The 18428-nt window shown below is 53.4% G+C and carries 18 protein-coding genes and 1 pseudogene; 12 read left to right on the top strand and 7 right to left on the bottom strand.

Going from position 1 to position 18428, the window contains the following annotated elements; genetic code table 11:
- Positions 1-185 precede the first annotated feature (185 nt).
- Positions 186-2066 (top strand): methyl-accepting chemotaxis protein, encoded by a 1881-nt coding sequence (locus tag E8E00_RS13295; protein WP_096630411.1) that lies wholly within the window; start codon positions 186-188, stop codon positions 2064-2066.
- Positions 2067-2123: 57 nt separating this feature from the next.
- Here the strand turns inward: E8E00_RS13295 and E8E00_RS13290 are convergent, their stop codons facing one another.
- Both E8E00_RS13290 and E8E00_RS13285 read right to left on the bottom strand, forming a co-directional pair.
- Complete coding sequence (locus E8E00_RS13290; RefSeq protein ID WP_096630414.1) at positions 2124-2813, bottom strand: tRNA-uridine aminocarboxypropyltransferase; 690 nt, start codon at positions 2811-2813, stop codon at positions 2124-2126.
- A gap of 87 nt (positions 2814-2900) precedes the next feature.
- Positions 2901-4406: a hypothetical protein gene (locus E8E00_RS13285; protein ID WP_096630417.1), complete on the bottom strand. Its 1506-nt coding sequence runs from the start codon at positions 4404-4406 to the stop codon at positions 2901-2903.
- Positions 4407-4505: 99 nt separating this feature from the next.
- Between E8E00_RS13285 and E8E00_RS13280 the strand changes: the two genes are divergently transcribed.
- Complete coding sequence (locus tag E8E00_RS13280; RefSeq protein WP_077639810.1) at positions 4506-4976, top strand: EVE domain-containing protein; 471 nt, start codon at positions 4506-4508, stop codon at positions 4974-4976.
- A gap of 30 nt (positions 4977-5006) precedes the next feature.
- Here the strand turns inward: E8E00_RS13280 and E8E00_RS13275 are convergent, their stop codons facing one another.
- The 3 genes from E8E00_RS13275 to E8E00_RS13265 all read right to left on the bottom strand — a co-directional run bounded on the left by E8E00_RS13275 (position 5007) and on the right by E8E00_RS13265 (position 8667).
- Complete coding sequence (locus E8E00_RS13275) at positions 5007-5816, bottom strand: Cof-type HAD-IIB family hydrolase (RefSeq protein ID WP_077674513.1); 810 nt, start codon at positions 5814-5816, stop codon at positions 5007-5009.
- A 103-nt stretch (positions 5817-5919) separates the two neighbouring features.
- Positions 5920-6939, bottom strand: coding sequence for an alpha/beta fold hydrolase (locus E8E00_RS13270; RefSeq protein ID WP_157891153.1), 1020 nt, complete (start codon positions 6937-6939; stop codon positions 5920-5922).
- Positions 6940-7068: 129 nt separating this feature from the next.
- Entirely contained in the window at positions 7069-8667 is a 1599-nt protein-coding gene (locus E8E00_RS13265) for an AbgT family transporter (RefSeq protein WP_096630422.1), read from the bottom strand.
- A 252-nt stretch (positions 8668-8919) separates the two neighbouring features.
- Between E8E00_RS13265 and E8E00_RS13260 the strand changes: the two genes are divergently transcribed.
- From E8E00_RS13260 to E8E00_RS13245, 4 genes are all read left to right on the top strand, one after another.
- A complete protein-coding gene (locus tag E8E00_RS13260; RefSeq protein WP_096630425.1) occupies positions 8920-9930 on the top strand; it encodes an acyltransferase in 1011 nt (336 codons plus the stop codon).
- Between the two features lie 133 nt (positions 9931-10063).
- The gene (locus tag E8E00_RS13255) at positions 10064-10423 is read left to right on the top strand and encodes a DUF4145 domain-containing protein (RefSeq protein ID WP_069590252.1); all 360 of its coding nucleotides are present in this window, start codon (positions 10064-10066) and stop codon (positions 10421-10423) included.
- 133 nt (positions 10424-10556) lie between these two features.
- Positions 10557-11186, top strand: coding sequence for a lysoplasmalogenase (locus E8E00_RS13250; protein WP_077454998.1), 630 nt, complete (start codon positions 10557-10559; stop codon positions 11184-11186).
- Positions 11187-11195: 9 nt separating this feature from the next.
- The gene (locus E8E00_RS13245; protein WP_096630427.1) at positions 11196-11498 is read left to right on the top strand and encodes a DUF2007 domain-containing protein; all 303 of its coding nucleotides are present in this window, start codon (positions 11196-11198) and stop codon (positions 11496-11498) included.
- A gap of 1 nt (position 11499) precedes the next feature.
- Here the strand turns inward: E8E00_RS13245 and E8E00_RS13240 are convergent, their stop codons facing one another.
- Positions 11500-11766, bottom strand: coding sequence for a DUF1145 domain-containing protein (locus E8E00_RS13240; RefSeq protein WP_069590257.1), 267 nt, complete (start codon positions 11764-11766; stop codon positions 11500-11502).
- Positions 11763-12374: a 16S rRNA (guanine(966)-N(2))-methyltransferase RsmD gene (gene rsmD / locus E8E00_RS13235; RefSeq protein WP_077481782.1), complete on the bottom strand. Its 612-nt coding sequence runs from the start codon at positions 12372-12374 to the stop codon at positions 11763-11765. Before rsmD ends, E8E00_RS13240 begins: the two co-directional genes overlap by 4 nt.
- A gap of 837 nt (positions 12375-13211) precedes the next feature.
- Between rsmD and ftsY the strand changes: the two are divergent.
- The 6 genes and pseudogenes from ftsY to glpG form a co-directional block, all read left to right on the top strand.
- Positions 13212-14234: pseudogene (ftsY, locus tag E8E00_RS17355) on the top strand (signal recognition particle-docking protein FtsY); the annotation flags it as partial.
- A 2-nt stretch (positions 14235-14236) separates the two neighbouring features.
- Positions 14237-14905, top strand: coding sequence for a cell division ATP-binding protein FtsE (gene ftsE / locus E8E00_RS13225; protein ID WP_069589049.1), 669 nt, complete (start codon positions 14237-14239; stop codon positions 14903-14905).
- Positions 14820-15842 (top strand): permease-like cell division protein FtsX, encoded by a 1023-nt coding sequence (gene ftsX / locus E8E00_RS13220; RefSeq protein ID WP_371414195.1) that lies wholly within the window; start codon positions 14820-14822, stop codon positions 15840-15842. The genes ftsE and ftsX overlap by 86 nt, the downstream gene beginning before the upstream one ends.
- 120 nt (positions 15843-15962) lie before the next feature.
- Positions 15963-16826 (top strand): RNA polymerase sigma factor RpoH, encoded by an 864-nt coding sequence (rpoH, locus tag E8E00_RS13215; protein WP_069589047.1) that lies wholly within the window; start codon positions 15963-15965, stop codon positions 16824-16826.
- A gap of 316 nt (positions 16827-17142) precedes the next feature.
- Entirely contained in the window at positions 17143-17475 is a 333-nt protein-coding gene (glpE, locus tag E8E00_RS13210) for a thiosulfate sulfurtransferase GlpE (protein WP_069589045.1), read from the top strand.
- A 15-nt stretch (positions 17476-17490) separates the two neighbouring features.
- Entirely contained in the window at positions 17491-18321 is an 831-nt protein-coding gene (gene glpG, locus E8E00_RS13205; RefSeq protein WP_077639817.1) for a rhomboid family intramembrane serine protease GlpG, read from the top strand.
- The last annotated feature ends 107 nt before the right edge of the window (positions 18322-18428 follow it).

Raw genomic sequence — 18428 nt, 5'->3', positions numbered from 1 at the left:
TTGTTGCGCGCTGTTACATTAGCGCGCGCTTGCCATGTCGGATAAAAATTATCCGGCGCTGTGAACCCGCGACGCGCAGGATGGGCTCGCGGTACCCTAGGGACGGGGTGACGGCTGTTCACTATTGCTACCTCGGTTATCGGGGAGTTTGGAATTAACCTGTCGTTGCTTTGAGAGCCGTTCCCATGCAGTTATCACTAAAACAAAAATTAATTGGGGCATGCTTATCTGCTGTATTGCTGATGGCCGCCTTTCTCACCTGGCTTGCTGTAAGCCAAATTCAAGCCCAAACCCAGTCGAGCATCTATAGCCGCGTCAGTGGTATCGCCGATGCGGCGACCGAGTCGATCAGCGGTTGGGTGCAAATCCGTGCTGATATCACCAGTGCCTTTACCGATTACACCAGCAGTAGCCATCGTGTGAGCTATTTACAGCAAGCGCGTGAGGCCGGTGGGTTTGACGATATCTATTATGGTACGCCTCAAGGCGCCATGTATCGCTCGCGCCCAGAACGCAACCGCGATGATTATGACCCTCGCGTCCGTCCGTGGTACAAGCAAGCCGTGAGTGCAGGTAGCCCGATTATTACCACTGCTTACAGTGATGCGATTACCGGTGCGATGTTGGTGACTTTGGCCGAGCCAGTACGTCGCAATGGCGAATTGATGGGTGTGGTGGGCGCAGATGTGTTGATTGACCAGCTGATCCGTGACGTGACCCAACTAAAAGTGGGCAAAAATGCGAACGCGATGCTGTTAGGCGCCGATGGCACTTTTCTCGCCCACAAAGACAAAGCGCGCTTGCTAAAACCGTATCGTAGCCTGTCTCCTGAGCTGAATGAAAACCGCGTGCGTCAGGCGTTGGCACAGCAATCGCTGGTGGAACTGCCTGTCGATGGGGTTGATAAACTGTTTTATTTTGCCTCGGTTCCTAACACTGATTGGGTACTGGCCATTGAGCTGGATAAGCGCACCGAATACGCCAGCCAGCGTGATACCTTGTTCGACCTAATGCTAACCGCGGTGGTGATCACTTTGTTGGTGGCCGGTGCCGTGACGTGGTTGATGCACGTGTTGTTCCGTGACTTGCTCAATGTGTCCGCTGCGCTAGAAGAAATTGCCTCCGGTGAAGGGGACTTAACCCAGCGCCTTGAGCCACACAGCAATGATGAAATTGGCAAACTCGCCAACAACTTCAACCGCTTTGTCGGCAACATGCACACCATGGTGTCGCATTTGCGCCAGTTGTCTGGCTCGCTCAAACAACAAGCCGAGCTGACCGCGGCACAAGCCGAAGAGCGCTCTACCCGTATTGGTCATCAGCAAGATGAAATCAATATGGTGGCGACCGCTATCCATGAAATGGCCTCGGCGACCCAAGATATTGCCGGCAATGCCGATAATACCGCGCGCACCGCCCAAGAGACCGAAAGTGTCGCCAACGATGGCGGCCAGCAAGTGGAGCAAAGTAAGCACTCGATCACCGAGCTTGCCCGTGAAGTGGAAGCGGCGACCGGTGTGATTGGTGAGCTCGACCAGCATGCGCATAGCATTACTAGCATCTTGTCGACCATTCAAGAAGTGGCCGAGCAAACCAATCTGCTGGCGTTGAATGCCGCGATTGAAGCAGCACGCGCCGGTGAGCATGGCCGTGGCTTTGCGGTAGTGGCCGATGAGGTTCGGATTCTAAGCCAGCGCACTCATGCTTCAACCACCGAGATTCAGCAGATGATTGATACCTTGCAGCAGGCAACCGGTCGCGCGGTGACCATGATGCAAGACAGCCAGCAGCGTGCTCATGCCAGTGTCGAAGATGCTAGCGCGGCGAACGAAAGCTTGAGCCAGATTGTCGCGGCGGTGAGCCAAATTAGCGATATGGCCACCCAAATTGCCTCGGCAGCGGAAGAGCAATCGAGCGTCACCGCGGAGATCACCCGTAACTCAGAGGGCATTCGCGATGTGTCCAATGAGCTATCGACCGAAGCGGATGAAGCCGCGCGTCAAGCCGCGACGTTATCCGAGCTTTCTCATAGCCTCGAGCAAGAGATCAGCCGCTTTAAGCTGTAGCCCATAAACGACGTAAACGCCGAGCATGGCAGCGCGCTGTGCTCGGCGTTTTTTTGTTCACGCGTTTGGCGTCAGCACCTTGGGGGCGGGGAGCGGTGTAGTGTGATGGTGGCGATCGGCCTCGTAGCTCTCCATAAAGTGGACAAGAAAATGGTCCAGCTGCGTGGCGGCGTTCACGTCGCCTTGGCTTCGTAGTAATGCACTCACCGCTTCACTGGTACACAGGTGTCCCGGTGGCTGGTTGCGCCTAAGCGTATATTGCGAGGCGGCAGTCGACGGCAAACTGACCCGCGGCAGACGGTTGAGCCACGGGCTTTTATTGAGCATTTTTCGCGCCTGCTGCCAGGTTGCATCCAGCACCACAAACTGTAACGGCGCGCGAGGCGCATTGGTGGCGGCTAACGTCTCCGCGCAAGAGACTAACCTATTCTCGCAAGAGACAGACCGAACCGCGTCAGCGAATAGTCTATCGGCGGGGACGGCATCATCACTGGGAAACAACAACCAAGGTGACACATCACCGCGCGCCCAGCTGTCGAGCAAGGCTTGCGGTGGTTGTTTGCGTTGCCAAATCTCTATCTGAGTGTGGGGTAGCGCCGCTTTAACCAGTTTGCCGGTGTTGGATTGGCGCGCCGCTTCGTTTTCGTGCATCACCAGCACGCATTGCAATTGGCTTTCTAGCGGCCAATAGCAGTGACAGATACAGTGATAGGTAAAACCGCACTGGCGGCAGGGCGAACGGGCCATCAGACTCTCCTCAAGGTGTCAGGTTGCTATTGTGCGCAAGTCCGACAAGGAATGCGAGCCCGCGTGGCACGGGCACGCGCGTCTGCGTTATTCTTCTCCCAATACCACGCCTTGCTGGGTGGCATAGATGCCATCGGCAAATAATGCGGTGTCTGAGCCATCCGGTTTGGGCGCGCGAGGCGCGGTGCTCGGGTTGAGTGGATAACGCTGCCCATCAAATCGCATCACATGGTGGCCGGCAGGCGCACCGCCACCACCGACCGGCACGACCAAATCATGCCAACCCTGGCTTTGGCTGCGAGCTAATAAAAGGGGCACATGCACCAGTGTCATGCGGCTATTAAACTGCCAGCCTTGCGCGTCGCCTTTAAACACCAATAAGGTGCAGCCGCCACTGCCACAGCTGTCAGTTAAGACCAATAGCTCAGGTTGCCCGTCTTGATTGAGGTCGTGGGTAAGCCAGCGATAAGTGAGTGGGCCGGCTTGACCGTTATCGCGAAGGTAGTCTCTGAGTGCTTGTTCAACGCGTGGGTTTTTCTCGGCACTGCCTTTAACGCCGGTTTGGTTCGATACGTTCACGGCATCCCCGACTTTGAGCCTTAGCGTTAACCCGTCATGACCCAGTGAATAGGTGTTGCCATTAAAGGTTTCCTCGGAGGCGGTGAGGGTAAACCCGTTACGTGTATATATGCGCTCAGACACTACCATTTGCTCACCACTGCGGGTAGTGAGCACTTGGACTTGATTCTCCCCGACCGGCTGCCAAACCCCGGTTTCTTTAGTCACCGTTTCCCCTTGCGGGTGGTAGGTGGTGATGGCGCTATGATCAGGCAGTAAGGTAAGCTGTGTGGTTAAAACCGGCTGACCGGGACTTTGACTTTGCCCTTGATATTCGCCCGCCCAATGCTGCGAGTGATCATACGAGGGCATCAGAGCACAGCCTTGGTAGGTGCGTTGGGACGTTTTCAGGGTCGCGCGCCAACCGTACAAGGTGGTATCACTTTGCTGGCAGCCAGTTGCGGTTAGCGTTAATGCGGCATTGCGCGCACGGAAATGGGCGGTGCTGTCATCCATCTGCTTTCCTGTCAGCGGTACCTCTTGGCTATCCCCGTCGCTTTCCCACGCCATATTATGTTCGCCAACGGCGGCGGACCACATGCGTGGTGATTGTCCGTCCGCCAAGACGGCGTGGCGGGGTTGCGCGCAGCTATTGAGTTCGGTAGTGACTAGATTGATACGCGTCATGGTGACTGACGCAGGGTAGTCCGCGCTAAAACCACGGCTTTCCACTGGGGTAAAGAAGCCTTCAAATTCACCATACACAGGCCCACCCAGTTGATCGAGTGCCGTACGTTGCTCATGGCTTAAGTTCAGCCAGTATTGCTTTTGACTGCCACAGGGTGTGAAGCTGGCCGTTTCAGGGCTGACAGAGACCATACCACTGAGCATAAACGGGGTCGGTGTATGGCTGAGCCCCGAGTCTAGCGTGTCACTGCGATGCCCCAGTTCAATAGGGCCTTTCGATGAGGTACAGCCGACTAACGTGAGTAGGCTAGCGGTGGCGATCACCAGTAAGCGATGGGGACGTTGCACACGACACTCCTTGTGAATAATGGGCTCGTGCCAGACTTGCACCGACACACACTGACGGGCAAGATTGCCGACAACTGTATCGAGTGAGAGTGAGCCAACATGGGTTATTGGTTATTTAAAACAGAGCCAGATACGTTTTCGATAGACACCTTAAAGCAGCAAAAGGTTTCATGCTGGGAAGGGGTGCGCAATTATCAAGCGCGTAATATGTTGCGTGATGAGGTTAAGGTAGGCGATCAGGTGTTGATTTACCATTCCTCTTGTAAGCATGTCGGGGTGGCTGGTGTGGCGACCGTGACTCGCGAGTGTTATCCCGACCATACCCAATTTGAGCCAGACAGTGGCTACTTTGACCCTAAAGCCACGCTAGAAGCCCCGCGTTGGTTTATGGTGGATGTGGCGTATCAGCGTCATTTACCGTTGATTACGCTGGCGCAGATGAAGCAAAACCCTGCGCTGGCTGAGATGCCGTTGGTGAAAAAAGGTAACCGGCTGAGTGTGATGCCGGTTACCGCAGCGCAATGGCAGGCCATTCTGACGATGGCGGGGGAGTCGTGCATCGTCAGGTGACATCCTTGGCTCACAGTGTGAGCTAACCGCTTAGGATTGTGGTGCGAGCAGGTGCGCGTTTAGGTAGCGCGCGACTGCCTCATCGGCGTGGCTGCCAATAATCGCGTTGTCCGACAAGGTGGCTTTGACGCGTGCTTGTGCGGTAGCCATCACCAAGCCGCGACCGGCGGCGCGCAGCATCTCGACATCGTTCATGCCATCGCCAAACGCGATACAGTCGGCCAGATTGAGCTGATGACGACGCGCGACTTCCTCGAGTGCGGCTCCTTTGGACACCCCATTGCCCATCACTTCCAAGCAGAAGGGAGTCGAGAAAGCGATACTGATGCTATCGCCGTATTGCGACAAAAACTGATGCTCATATTTGAGTAAGTGGTCGTGATCATGACGAATAAAGAAAATCTTCGCGATGTTATCGACCGGTGGATTCTCCACATCAAACTCTTTGGCGTTAAAGCCAGAGTCTTGGTGATAACGCGCGAGCTCTTCATCCATTTTGCTCAACAGCCAATCATTATCGCGATATAGGTGAATGGTGACGGTTGGGTCGTGCTTCACCTCGTTAATCAGGTTTGCGACGATCGCGGGATCAACGTTGTGCTGATACACCAGTTGGTCATTGCTGTCGTGTACACGGGCACCGTTAGAGGTGATCATGTAAGCAGGGATCCCCACGGTTTCACGAATGCTTGCCACATCAACATGATGACGTCCGGTGGCGAACACAAAGTGAATGCCTTGCTGGTGGAGTTGTTGCAGCACCTGCTTGGTATAGGGGGCGATACGGTGCTCGGGGGTTAGCAAGGTACCGTCCAAATCAGAAGCGACGAGTTTGTACATCATGTCCTCATTGGTTCAGGCGATCATAATCACAGTATGCTCTGAGTCTACTGCAACTTATTGGGGTTAAAAAGGGAACAGTATCACTGTCTTTTTTCCGCTTTTACTCGCCAACATAGCGCGAGAAAAAGGCATCAATCTCACGCAGTGCTGTGACTCTGTGATTATCCGTTTCGAATAAAATTTCATGCCGAGCACCGTCGAACGTTCGCCATTGGCTGGATTGACCGGCTTGTTTACGCACGGCGTGAAATTGTGACATCGCTGGATTAGAAACGATCAATTCTTCGCCCGCTTGGCAGATAAACGTCGGGGTGGTCAGCGAGGGAGCAAGGGCCAGACAGCGCGTCCCCGCGGCTAATCCTTCCGCTATCCAACGCGCGCTGGGCCCACCAATTTGCAGCTGTGGTTGGTTGATATAAAGCTGGCGAAACCACGCATAACGGGCACGAGAATGCGTGAGACGATTTTGCTCAAAGGGTACGTGGCGATAGCCGACTTGGCCGGGTCCAAAGCGTGGAGGATGTTGATAGCGCGCTAAGGAGCGACATAACCAAGGTGCGATACGTCCAAGCCAAGGGCTCACTTGCACACCAAACATGGGGGCCGTCAGCGCGATAGCCTGCACAGCCCCCGGATACTGGTGGGCGTATAAGGTGGCAATTGCCCCGCCCATTGAATGGCCGAGCATAAACCAATCATCATAATGACGGTGGGCGCGGACTTGTTGCATAAAGGTCGCCACATCCGCGACATAATCATCAAAGCGTTCGACATGGCCCAGATCGCGTGGTTTTAAGACCAAGCGTTGAGACAAGCCTTGGCCGCGGTGGTCAAAGCTGTAGACGTCATAGCCCATCTGAAAGAGATCGTAGAAGATCTCTTGGTATTTCATCACGCTTTCAATCCGGCCATTAATCACCACCACCGCTTTGGTGTGTTTTGGATGAGTAAAACTGCACCAATGCAGTCTCAGGCCGCCTTCGCCATGAAATGTGCCTTGTTCGCGCTGTTGCCAAAAGGGGGTAATGGCGTCTTTAAAGGCATCGGTAAATTGGGCTTCCCGCGCCATTGCGTCAGGGTCAAAGGCCGCCGGTTTATCGGCATGAGCTGGGGTTGTCATTGTCATTGCTTACCATCGCTGTGATAAAGCTACTATAACCGCCTTCGGGTGGGGATGAAAATGACGGGATAATGAAAAGAAAAAGGCAAGCATGACTGCATGCTTGCCGAAATCATCCTACTGGGGGAATTACTGATTGAAGTTGTAATACGTTTCTGCGCCGGGGCCGACAGGCAAACCTAGCACAAAGACCCAGACGTAGAACAAGATGCTCCATCCCACCATAAAGATCATCGAGTAGGGCAGCATGGTTGCAATCAAGGTGCCCATACCGAGGTTTTTCACATAACGGGAGGCGACCGCCAGAATCAGGCCAAAGTAGCTCATCATCGGCGTAATAATGTTGGTGACGGAGTCGCCAATCCGATACGCCGCCTGAATGGTTTCTGGGGCATACCCCACCAGCATCAACATAGGCACAAAAATCGGTGCGGTGATAGCCCATTGCGCGGACGCTGAGCCGAGCGAGAGGTTAATCAGGCCACACATCAAGATGAAGGCAAAGAATAATGCTGGCCCGGTTAAACCGATGGTCTGTAAAAAGTCAGCGCCGCCGACCGCAATCACTTGGCCAAAGTTGGTCCATTTAAAGAAGGCGACAAATTGGGCGGCGAAAAACACCAATACGATATACATGCCCATGGCGCTCATCGACTTAGACATTGAATCAATTACGTCGCGATCGTTATTGATGGTGCCGACGGTGCGACCAAACACGATACCTGGGACGGCAAAGAACACCATAATAAAGGCGACAATGCCTTTCAAAAACGGCGACCCTGCCACTTCACCGGTTTCTGGATGACGAAGTGGTCCCCACTCTGGGACGATGGTCAGCGCCAAGATACCACTGACAATCAACATCGAAATGCCGGCATTACGAAGACCGCGCTTCTCGTCCTCACTCAGTTTGCTGGCAGAGGCAGCGGTGACATCTTCCGAGGCTTGGTTGTGGTCATATGCCCCTAACTTGGGCTCGACAATTTTATCGGTGATCCACGCGCCGACAAAGGCGATAAAGAAGGTGGAGACAAACATGAAGTACCAGTTCATCTCTGGGCCGACACTGTAGTCTGGGTCAATCATTTGTGCTGCCGACTCGGTGATCCCAGACAGCAAAGGGTCGACCGTGCCTAACAATAAATTCGCCGAGTAACCGCCGGATACGCCTGCAAACGCGGCGGCAAGGCCAGCCAATGGATGACGACCTAATGAGTGGAAGATCATCGCCGCAAGTGGGATCAGAACGACATAACCCAACTCTGAAGCAGTATTCGATACGATACCGGCAAACACGATGGTAAAGGTCACGGTACGGCGCGATGCCCCCATTACCAGCCCGCGCATCGAGGCTGACAATAGTCCCGAATGCTCTGCGACCGATACACCCAGCATGGCGACCAGCACGGTGCCGAGTGGGGCAAAGCCAGTAAAGTTTTTCACCAAGTTGGTGACTATCATTTGCAAGCCTTCGGCGTTTAGTAGGCTTTGCACATAAATCATGCCATCAGCGGCACGTCCTTTCGCGCCCTCAGGGCGAGGGTCGGCGACGGCAAGATCAAAGTAACCGGCAATACCGGACGCGAGTAGAATCGCGACACAGAAGATTGCGAACAGTGTCACTGGGTGAGGAAGCAAGTTGCCGAGCCATTCGACGGTATCGAGAAAGCGCGTAAACAGCGTGCGCTTGTGCGGCCCACCTTGTTGCTCAGTGGTACTTGAGTGCATGTCATCGTCTCCTTGGTTGAACTGCATTTTCCCGTCTCTGGGAAAAGGAGGCCGGATGTTAATTGTTTTTTTAACTATATTGCAAGATTAAACACTAATTTTTAACTCAATAACCCGATCCGCGTACTGGTTTTATGGATAAAAACTGACATATTTGACTGTATCTTTGCGCATTTGTCGGTTATCTCACCGTAAGTTCGCGTAATATGTTGGGAGCGTCTGACAGCCTAAAGCGTAAAAAGGTGTTAACAAATGCAGGATGATTCTTCCCAAGGGCATATCGACTATCTCGATGGATTACGTGTGCTCGCCGCCCTGTTTGTGGTGGCTATTCATGTATTGGGCCCCTATCGTATGGAGCTGGGTCAAATTCCAGACAGTGATTGGCTGGTGGCGGTAGGACTCAATACCGCCAGCCGCTGGGCAGTACCGGTGTTTATCATGATCTCGGGCTTGCTGCTGTTGTCGGCGAGTAAACCCTTTAACTGGTCACACTTTTTGCGTCGGCGGGTGATGAAAGTTGTGGTGCCTTTTGTGGTGTGGTCTGGCGTGTTTGCGGTGATTGCGGGGCTTTCAGCGCAAGGCTTTTCACTGGCGACCACGCTCTCGACTCTACAAGAGGCGCCATGGCATGAAACCTATTACCACTTGGGCTTTTTCTATTACTACATTCCCTTGCTGCTTTGGGTGCCGGTGTTACGGCCGGTATTAGCCCGTTTGCCATCTGTCGCCGTCGCACTGGTCGGCTTACTGTGGATTGGCGTGACGGCTTGGTATTTAGCCGGAGGACAAGGCTGGTGGCGCAACGACTTCATCTTGTATGGTGGCTATTTATGGCTAGGTTTTTGGTTGCACCAGTACCCGCGTGCTCGGGTGTTGTGGTGGGGCTTGGGCGTGGCGGCACTGGGTGCAACCATGTATCAGGTTTTAGCGACCAGCCTTGCCCATCAACGCTATATCACCCAAGGTTGGCTGTCATACACCACGGTGAATACCGTTTTAATCAGCGCCGCAGTGTTTCTGGCTGTGCGTGCGTTGATGGCGGGGCGGGCAAGCCCGGCATGGCTCGCGAAACTGAGTCGTTATAGCTTGGGCATTTACCTTCTCCATCCGCTATTTTTGTGGCCAATACGTGCTTATTGGCCCACGTTATCGCCAGCGTGGTGGTGGATCCCAGTGCTCACTTTGTATGCCTTCAGTGGCGCCGCCTTAGTCACGGCGTGGCTGCAGCGCCACCGAGGCACTGCTTGGCTGGTTCCTTGATGGGCGGCCAAGCGGTCAGACGTGTAGGGTTAATCTGTTGGTCAAGATCGCAATCGTGATAGACCCGCCATCCAATCGACACAAAAACCGCCATACTGTATAAACTGGTGAGTGACCAGCGAAGGGAGAAACCATGGATGAAGTAGCAGTGGTGATCAAACACAGTCGGCGTTTAGAAAGCCTGCTGCGTCAGCATTACCACGCGGATGGAAAAGGCTTGCATCAGCTTATCGATAGCTGCCAAAAACGTTTGCCCAATGATGTGATCGGCAAGCTGCGTTTTGTGGCGACGATCCGCAACAAAGTGGTACATGAAGAAGGCTTTGAAGTGGACGACTTACGCCAATTCGTGTCCGTGTGCAAAGCGTGTGAAGCGGAGCTGGTCCCGCGCAGTCATCGTTTGATTTGGCGGCTGGCAGCCGGTCTTATTTTTCTCTTTACCGCCGGCGCGCTTTGGTTTTATGCACAAGTATGGCCTCAGTGGAGTGGCTAACACCAAAGGCGAATGGCGTTGCCTTCTCTTACCATCATTTTTTCTAACTGGATCTTGTTCTCACCAAGGGTAGCTGGACATCTGCCCAACGCGGCATAGACTTGGCGTCCTTGTCGTGAAAGGAATGATAATCATGTGGAGCTGGTTCGCTGTCTGTTGTTCTGGACTGCTACATATCTCCGCAGCCTACCGTGGTCCTCGCTGGCAGTTTTATCTGTTTAAGCCGCTCACTATAGTGCTGCTGGTACTGATTGGCAGTACCCAGATTACCGAGTCGACTTACGCTCAGCTCGTGCTCTCGGCACTGCTGCTTTCGCTGGTCGGTGACATCTTCTTAATGCTGCCCAAAGATCGGTTTGTGCAGGGGCTCACCAGCTTTTTGTTTGCCCATATCGTCTATACCGTCGCGTTCTGGTATCAGTTTGATGGCCATATTGTGTGGTGGTTGCCGTCCTTGCTATCCGGGCTCGGGATCATTGTCTTTTTGTTATTGCTGCCCAGCCTCGGTAAGTTAGCGTTGCCAGTGGCTGTTTATATTGCCGTGATCGTACAAATGGCTTGGGCGGCCGGCGAGTATTGGCTCAATACCCACTCGACGCCCGCAGCATTGGCATTTGGCGGGGCCATTTTGTTTATGATCTCAGATACGGTGTTGGCGTTCTCACGCTTTAAAGGTGAATTTCGTGCTTCTCAGGCAGTGGTGATGACGACCTACTTTATGGCTCAAGCCCTGATCACCGCGTCAGTGATTTACGCATCGTGAGGCGACGGGGTGGAAAAGGTCTATCAAGCCAGTAATACACTTGAAGCACACAGCCTGAAGGGGTTGCTGGCGAGCCATAATATCCCGTGTTTGCTAAAAGGTGAGGCCTTAAGCGCTGCAGTCGGTGAGCTGCCGACCGACGTACAAGGTGTCACGCTTTGGGTGGCACCAGAGCATACCTATCAAGCGCGCGTGTTACTCCAAGAGTACGAAGCACAAAGTCAGACGCGCTGGGTGTGCGGTTATTGTGGTGAGGATAATGCGGGCAGTTTTGAGTTGTGCTGGCAATGCCAGCACAACCGTGATGACTAGCTCAGACCATATATTTTCGACGAATATCGAGCAGCGCGAAAATACCAAAAATCAAAATGGACCACTTCTCCCAACGCGTCATCGCAATTTTATCGCCAAACGCGCCTAAGAAGATCAGCATCTGCAGTCCATGCATCACCAATAAAAAGCCAGTCATAATATACAGCGCCATCGCGGCCACGCCCGGGAAGGGGTGAAACATATTGGCAATCAATACCAACCAGACAAAGGCGATGGCGGCTTTAGCCAGAATAATCAGTGCTTTCATGCATCCTCTCTAAAATACAGTCGATAATTGACTTGGCCCGCGGATTTATCTCGGTGCAACCGCCAATTCGCCGGTGCATCGTGTGTGCTGAGTTCATTCTCGGCTTCGACATAAATACAGGCATCGGGTGACAGCCAACCTTGCGATTCTAGCGCATTCAGGGTGTCTGCCAGTAATCCTTCTCGAAAGGGAGGATCAACAAAGACGATATCAAACGGTTCACCCTGATGGCCTGCGCGCAATTTGGCTAAGGCGTCGCCTTGTACCACATTCGCCTGTGCTGCCTGTAACTGGGTGAGGTTGGTGCTCAGCTGTTTGGCCGCTTGAGGATTCATTTCGCAAAATGTGACCCATGCAGCACCGCGTGAGAGAGCTTCAAACCCCAACCCGCCGCTACCGGCAAAAACATCCAAGCAGCGGGCACCAGGCAGATAGGGGGCTAACCAGTTAAACACCGTTTCTTTGACTCTGTCTGTGGTGGGGCGCAGGCCTTGCGCATCCTGTACTGCCAACTTACGGCCACGCCAGCGGCCAGCAATAATTCTCACAGTACCTGCCGCACGTGATGGCGAAGCAGATGAAGGTTTCCGGGAGGCGCGTTTAACCATAGATTTTTTGACCGTAAAGAAGGTGATAGACTATGCCGATTCGGTAATGTGCCGCTGATTGTACCAAGCATGCTTTAGGATTTGCCAATGGCAGAAAAAAAGAAACGTGGATTAATGTCGTGGCTGGGTTTCGGCCGCAAAAAAGAACAGCCAGAACCAGAACAAGAATCGCATACTCAGCCGTCAGACGTGGCGGAAGACGCGGTGGAGTCAGCCACATCGGTTGATAGCCTCAATGAACAGGCTGCATCACAAAATGAACAAGAAAGCCTTGCGCCTGAGGTAGAAAGCGACACGCATACCGTGCCAGAGCCAGAGCCAGAGCCAGAGCCAGAGCCAGAGCCAGAGCCAGAGCCAGAGCCAGAGCCAGAGCCAGAGCCAGAGCCAGAGCCAGAGCCAGAGCCAGAGCCAGAGCCAGAGCCAGAGCCAGAGCCAGAGCCAGAGCCAGAGCCAGAGCCAGAGCCAGAGCCAGAGCCAGAGCCAGAGCCAGAGCCAGAGCCAGAGCCAGAGCCAGAGCCAGAGCCAGAGCCAGAGCCAGAGCCAGAGCCAGAGCCAGAGCCAGAGCCAGAGCCAGAGCCAGAGCCAGAGCCAGAGCCAGAGCCAGAGCCAGAGCCAGAGCCAGAGCCAGAGCCAGAGCCAGAGCCAGAGCCAGAGCCAGAGCCAGAGCCAGAGCCAGAGCCAGAGCCAGAGCCAGAGCCAGAGCCAGAGCCAGAGCCAGAGCCAGAGCCAGAGCCAGAGCCAGAGCCAGAGCCAGAGCCAGAGCCAGAGCCAGAGCCAGAGCCAGAGCCAGAGCCAGAGCCAGAGCCAGAGCCAGAGCCAGAGCCAGAGCCAGAGCCAGAGCCAGAGCCAGAGCCAGAGCCAGAGCCAGAGCCAGAGCCAGAGCCAGAGCCAGAGCCAGACTCACAATTTGCTGCGGTTCGCGAGCGGGAAAGACCGCAGCGCGAAGGCTTTTTTGCCCGCCTAAAACGTGGCTTACAAAAAACCAAGACCAACTTAGGGTCTGGGTTCTTTGGCCTATTTAGTGGCAAAAAGATCGATGATGAACTGTTCGAAGAGCTTGAAGAACAGTTGCTGATTGCCGATGTGGGCATGGAAGCAACCACCAAAATCATTGATAACCTGACCGATAAAGCTAGCCGTCGCGATCTGAAAGATGGGGAAGCCTTGTATGGCATTCTCAAACAAGAAATGGCGCAGATGCTGGAAAAAGTCGAACAGCCGCTGGTGATTAGCGATCAAAAGCCCTATGTGATCTTAATGGTTGGCGTGAACGGGGTGGGCAAAACCACCACCATCGGCAAGATGGCGCGTCAATTCCAAGACCAAGGCAAATCGGTGATGCTAGCTGCTGGTGACACCTTCCGAGCCGCCGCTGTCGAGCAACTTCAGGCTTGGGGCGAGCGTAATCACGTACCTGTGATTGCCCAGCACACCGGCGCTGACAGTGCCTCTGTGCTTTATGATGCGATTGAGGCGGCGAAAGCCCGTAATGTGGATGTGGTAATTGCCGACACCGCGGGACGCTTGCAAAACAAAGCCAACTTGATGGAAGAGCTACGTAAAATTGTGCGTGTAATGCAAAAACTGGATGTTGGCGCGCCGCATGAAGTGATGCTGACCCTTGATGCTGGCACCGGACAAAACGCGATCAGCCAAGCGAAACTGTTTAATGACATTGCGCCGCTAACCGGTATTACCCTCACAAAATTGGACGGGACCGCCAAAGGTGGCGTCATTTTTGCCGTGGCTGAACAATTTAATATTCCCATCCGCTATATTGGGGTAGGCGAAGGCATTGAGGATCTTCGCACCTTCAATGCCAATGACTTTATCGAGGCCTTATTTAGCCGGGAGGAGTAACCGTGATCCAGTTTCAGCAGGTCAGTAAAGCCTATCGAGGCGGCCGCCAAGCACTGCAAAAAGTGAATTTCGACTTGCCTAAGGGCGATATGGCGCTGCTTACCGGCCACTCTGGCGCGGGAAAGAGCACCTTGCTGAAGCTGATTTGTGCCATTGAGCGGCCCAGTGATGGGCAGATTTTTTTCAATGGTCATGATATTTCTCGGATCCCTCGTCAAGATGTTCCCTTTTTGCGCCGTCATTTAGGGATCATCTTTCAAGATCACAAGCTATTGATGGACGCGACTGTGTATGAAAACGTCGCGCTCCCTTTGCGTATTGAGCAACAGTCAGACAACGAGATCAAAAAGCGGGTTTCGGCGGCGCTGGATAAAGTCGGCTTACTGGATAAAGCGCGTTGTTATCCTATTCAGTTGTCAGGGGGTGAACAGCAACGTGTTGGAATTGCCCGTGCGGTGGTGAATCGTCCCCAAGTGCTGCTGGCCGATGAGCCAACCGGTAATTTGGATGCTGCATTATCGGCGCAAATCATGGAGCTCTTTCGCTTGTTCAACCAAGTGGGCGTTACCATTCTAATGGCCACCCATGATACGTCCTTGCTTGAACAATATCGCCATTTGCGTCGTTTTGAACTCAATCAAGGCAGCTTGGCGGAGGTACGTCATGGCTGAAGGCTTTGTACAAACCCAGCGCCGACACGCACGTGCGGCATGGCAAGATCTCTTTCAACGCCCTGTCGGGAATTTGCTCACCTTGACGGTACTGGCCGTGGCCCTGTCTTTGCCAGTCACTTTCTACTTACTGGCTAAAAACGTCTTGGCAGTGACCGACCAATGGCACAACCCAGCGGAGTTGAGTGTCTATCTTGATAAAGCGCAGACCGAGGCACAATCGCAAGCCCTTGCTAGCGATATTCGCGGTTGGTCTGATGTGGCCAGTGTGACCTATATTTCGCCCTCACAAGGGCTCGATACTTTGCGTGTCCAACGTGGCTTTGAGCAGGCCGTTAGCTTGCTCGACAACAACCCACTTCCGGCGGTGTTAGTGGTCGTGCCGCGCGTCGATGTGTCTGCCTCTGACAGCGGAACACAGGTTGCGCTCAGCCAAGTGGCGCAAGGGTTATCGGCGAAGCTCACTGCATTGGATGGTGTCGAAGAGGTACGTCTCGACAGCGATTGGCTAGCCAGACTGGAAGCGATCAAGCACATCGCTATCACCTTGGCTTGGTTGTTCTCGGGGCTGATGCTGGCAGCGGTGCTGCTAGTGGTCGGCAATACCCTGAGGTTACAGGTGCTCCATCATCAATCCCGTATTCAAGTGATGAAGATGGTGGGGGCAACCGACAGCTTTATTTTGCGTCCCTATCTCTACATGGGCGCTTGGTTAGGCGGATTGGCGGCGGTGTTGGCATGGGTGATTACCGCATTAAATACGTTTTTAATGGATGCGGCGGTTAGTCAATTGGCACAGCTTTATGACAATCGCTTTACGCTCACCGGACTTGGTTGGGATGAATCTTTGCTATTGTTGATGGTGTCCACCTTATTAGGGGTGTTGGCCGCGGTGTTGGCGACACGTCGTCATCTAAAAGAAATTGAACCTGTGTAGACTTATTGCGGTCATAGAGCACGAGACACACAACAGGGCTTGCAGTTTTACCCCGCTTGGGTATATTTTTGCATGCTTAATCAGCAATTCGGTCTTCGACGATTCGGAAACGAGGTTTGAATGACAAAAGAGATGTACGCACTGGCCCCCATCGCACAGGATAACTTAGACAGTTACCTGCAGGCGGTGAATAGCCACCCCATGCTCACTGCCGAAGAGGAGCATGCGTTGGCCGAGCGTCTCCATTACCATGGTGATCTTGAGGCAGCGAAATCGCTGATCCTCTCACACTTGCGTTTTGTTGTTCATATCGCCCGTGGATACACCGGATACGGCTTACCCATGGCAGATTTAGTGCAAGAGGGTAACATCGGCTTGATGAAAGCGGTCAAACGCTTTAACCCAGAAGTCGGCGTTCGCCTTGTCTCCTTTGCGGTGCACTGGATCAAAGCCGAAATTCACGAGTACGTGCTGCGTAACTGGCGTATCGTTAAAGTGGCAACCACCAAAGCACAGCGTAAGCTGTTCTTTAACCTTCGCAAAAACAAAAAGCGCTTGGGGTGGTTTAACAACGATGAAGTGAACATGGTGGCGGAGCAACTTGGTGTAGATGCTGCAGAAGTCCGCGAGATGGAAGCACGTCTCGCCGCGCAAGATGCGACCTTCGAAGCCCCAGCAAACGCCGATGATGAGCGTGATGGCGCCGCCATGGCTCCAGTCTACTATTTAGAAGACAAGAGCTCTGACGTTGCGGCCTCGCTAGAGGCGGAAAACTGGGAATCGCACGCGAACCGTCGTCTTGCCCATGCACTGGCTGCATTGGATGAACGAAGCCAACACATTGTTCGCGCACGTTGGTTGGATGATGACAAGGCCACGTTGCAAGACTTGGCGGATCATTACCAAGTGTCGGCTGAGCGGATTCGCCAGCTTGAAAAAAATGCGATGAAGAAATTGAAACACGCCATGGGTGACGCTCTATAGCGCTATCCATGCGAATAAACCGGCCTGCGGGCCGGTTTTTTTATATCTGTTGATCATCAGAGTTGGATAGTTTCACGAAACTTATTCACAGCTTATCCATGATCAGATCTATATCTAGTGGATCCTCTTCGACGATCTTCGCTTATCAACGCAATCCACACCTTTTTCCACAGATGATCAATAAATAACCATGACCTAACCTGTCTAACAAGCGAGGCGGCCTAAACTCAGGTACAATGCCGCTTATAACGAGCGGCGCGATAGCATCGTGCTACATAACTTTGGGAATAACTCTGTGAGTGGAGTGGAATTAGGTATGGATCAGTTTGCTCATATCTCTGTGACCGATGCGTGGGAAATGCTGCGTGATGATCAGCAAAATGCAGTATTAGTGGATATTCGCGATCCACAAACCTTTCAAGTGGCGCACTCTCAAGGTGCCTTTCACTTAACCAACGACACCTTGGTCGCCTTTATGGATCAGGTCGACTTTGATCAACCCGTACTGGTGATGTGCTACCACGGCATTAGCAGCCAAGGGGCGGCACAGTATTTAATTAACCAAGGGTTCGAGTCTGTCTACAGTGTCGATGGTGGCTTTGAGGCTTGGCATCGTCAGGCCCTGCCGACTGAGTCAGGACTGGAATAGGCGCAAGGAGCCTCTATGCAAAAAATGGCGGTACTGCCTAACGCTCGGCTGGCGCAGGCATTTGTCGATTATGCAGCAGCGCATAAGGTGGCGATTGAACTGGCTCCGGAAGCGGATGCCCAAGTGGCGTTATGGCTGGTCGATGACAGCCAAGCCGCCTGGGTTGAACAAGAACTGGCCCGTTTTGTGGCGGAGCCTATGCATAGCCGCTATCAAGCTGCGTCTTGGCAGGTAGCGGAAACCCGTCACGCTCGGTTTCATTATCCCTCCGCAGGGTTATGGCAAACGGTGAAAGACAAATCTGGACCAGTGACGATTACCGTGATGATCGCGTGTGCCGCCTTGTTTGCCATGATGATCTTGGGCGGGTTTGAGGTCGTCGTGCGCAGCTTGCTGTTTCCCGCTGACAGCGAGCAGCGCTGGCAATTGTGGCGGTTGTTTAGTCACGCCTTGCTTCATTTCTCGGCGTTACACATCGTCTTTAACTTGCTGTGGTGGTGGGTACTTGGGGGACGTATCGAGCAACGGGCTGGTGGCAGCAAGCTGATGCAGATTTTCCTCTTTGCCGCCCTTTTTTCCGGTCTGGGGCAATATTGGCTGGAAGGGCCTTATTTTGGCGGCTTATCCGGCGTGGTTTATGCGCTTTTAGGCTATTTATGGTGGTTAACGTGGCTCGCCCCCGAGCGCGGGTTAACCATTGAGAAACCGTATGTCGTGTTTATGTTGGCATGGTTAGTGATTGGGTTCTTCCAACCACTGGGTATGAATATCGCCAATATGGCGCACGTGTTTGGTTTAGGCGTCGGTTGCTTACTCGGCCTTTGGGATGCCAAACGCGCGGCCTAACATTGTCCGTCAAACAAACGCAAACGAAAAAGAGCAGATTACTGCTCTTTTTTTATTCGAACGCACATTTTTATTGTTCTAGATCGATAATTTATGTTCGGATTCAC

This window comes from Salinivibrio sp. YCSC6 (genome assembly GCF_004916735.1).
In the GTDB taxonomy this organism is placed as follows: domain Bacteria; phylum Pseudomonadota; class Gammaproteobacteria; order Enterobacterales; family Vibrionaceae; genus Salinivibrio; species Salinivibrio proteolyticus.
This window is presented reverse-complemented; position numbering and strand designations above follow the sequence as displayed.

Coding starts and splice junctions, on each gene's coding strand:
- E8E00_RS13290 (WP_096630414.1), bottom strand. CDS start 2,813: ATGGCCCGTTCGCCCTGCCGCCAGTGCGGTTTTACCTATCACTGTATC.
- E8E00_RS13250 (WP_077454998.1), top strand. CDS start 10,557: ATGTGGAGCTGGTTCGCTGTCTGTTGTTCTGGACTGCTACATATCTCC.
- E8E00_RS13295 (WP_096630411.1), top strand. CDS start 186: ATGCAGTTATCACTAAAACAAAAATTAATTGGGGCATGCTTATCTGCT.
- E8E00_RS13240 (WP_069590257.1), bottom strand. CDS start 11,766: ATGAAAGCACTGATTATTCTGGCTAAAGCCGCCATCGCCTTTGTCTGG.
- ftsX (WP_371414195.1), top strand. CDS start 14,820: ATGATACGTCCTTGCTTGAACAATATCGCCATTTGCGTCGTTTTGAAC.
- E8E00_RS13280 (WP_077639810.1), top strand. CDS start 4,506: ATGGGTTATTGGTTATTTAAAACAGAGCCAGATACGTTTTCGATAGAC.
- glpE (WP_069589045.1), top strand. CDS start 17,143: ATGGATCAGTTTGCTCATATCTCTGTGACCGATGCGTGGGAAATGCTG.
- glpG (WP_077639817.1), top strand. CDS start 17,491: ATGCAAAAAATGGCGGTACTGCCTAACGCTCGGCTGGCGCAGGCATTT.
- E8E00_RS13265 (WP_096630422.1), bottom strand. CDS start 8,667: ATGCACTCAAGTACCACTGAGCAACAAGGTGGGCCGCACAAGCGCACG.
- rpoH (WP_069589047.1), top strand. CDS start 15,963: ATGACAAAAGAGATGTACGCACTGGCCCCCATCGCACAGGATAACTTA.
- E8E00_RS13255 (WP_069590252.1), top strand. CDS start 10,064: ATGGATGAAGTAGCAGTGGTGATCAAACACAGTCGGCGTTTAGAAAGC.
- E8E00_RS13260 (WP_096630425.1), top strand. CDS start 8,920: ATGCAGGATGATTCTTCCCAAGGGCATATCGACTATCTCGATGGATTA.
- rsmD (WP_077481782.1), bottom strand. CDS start 12,374: ATGGTTAAACGCGCCTCCCGGAAACCTTCATCTGCTTCGCCATCACGT.
- E8E00_RS13270 (WP_157891153.1), bottom strand. CDS start 6,939: ATGACAACCCCAGCTCATGCCGATAAACCGGCGGCCTTTGACCCTGAC.
- E8E00_RS13275 (WP_077674513.1), bottom strand. CDS start 5,816: ATGTACAAACTCGTCGCTTCTGATTTGGACGGTACCTTGCTAACCCCC.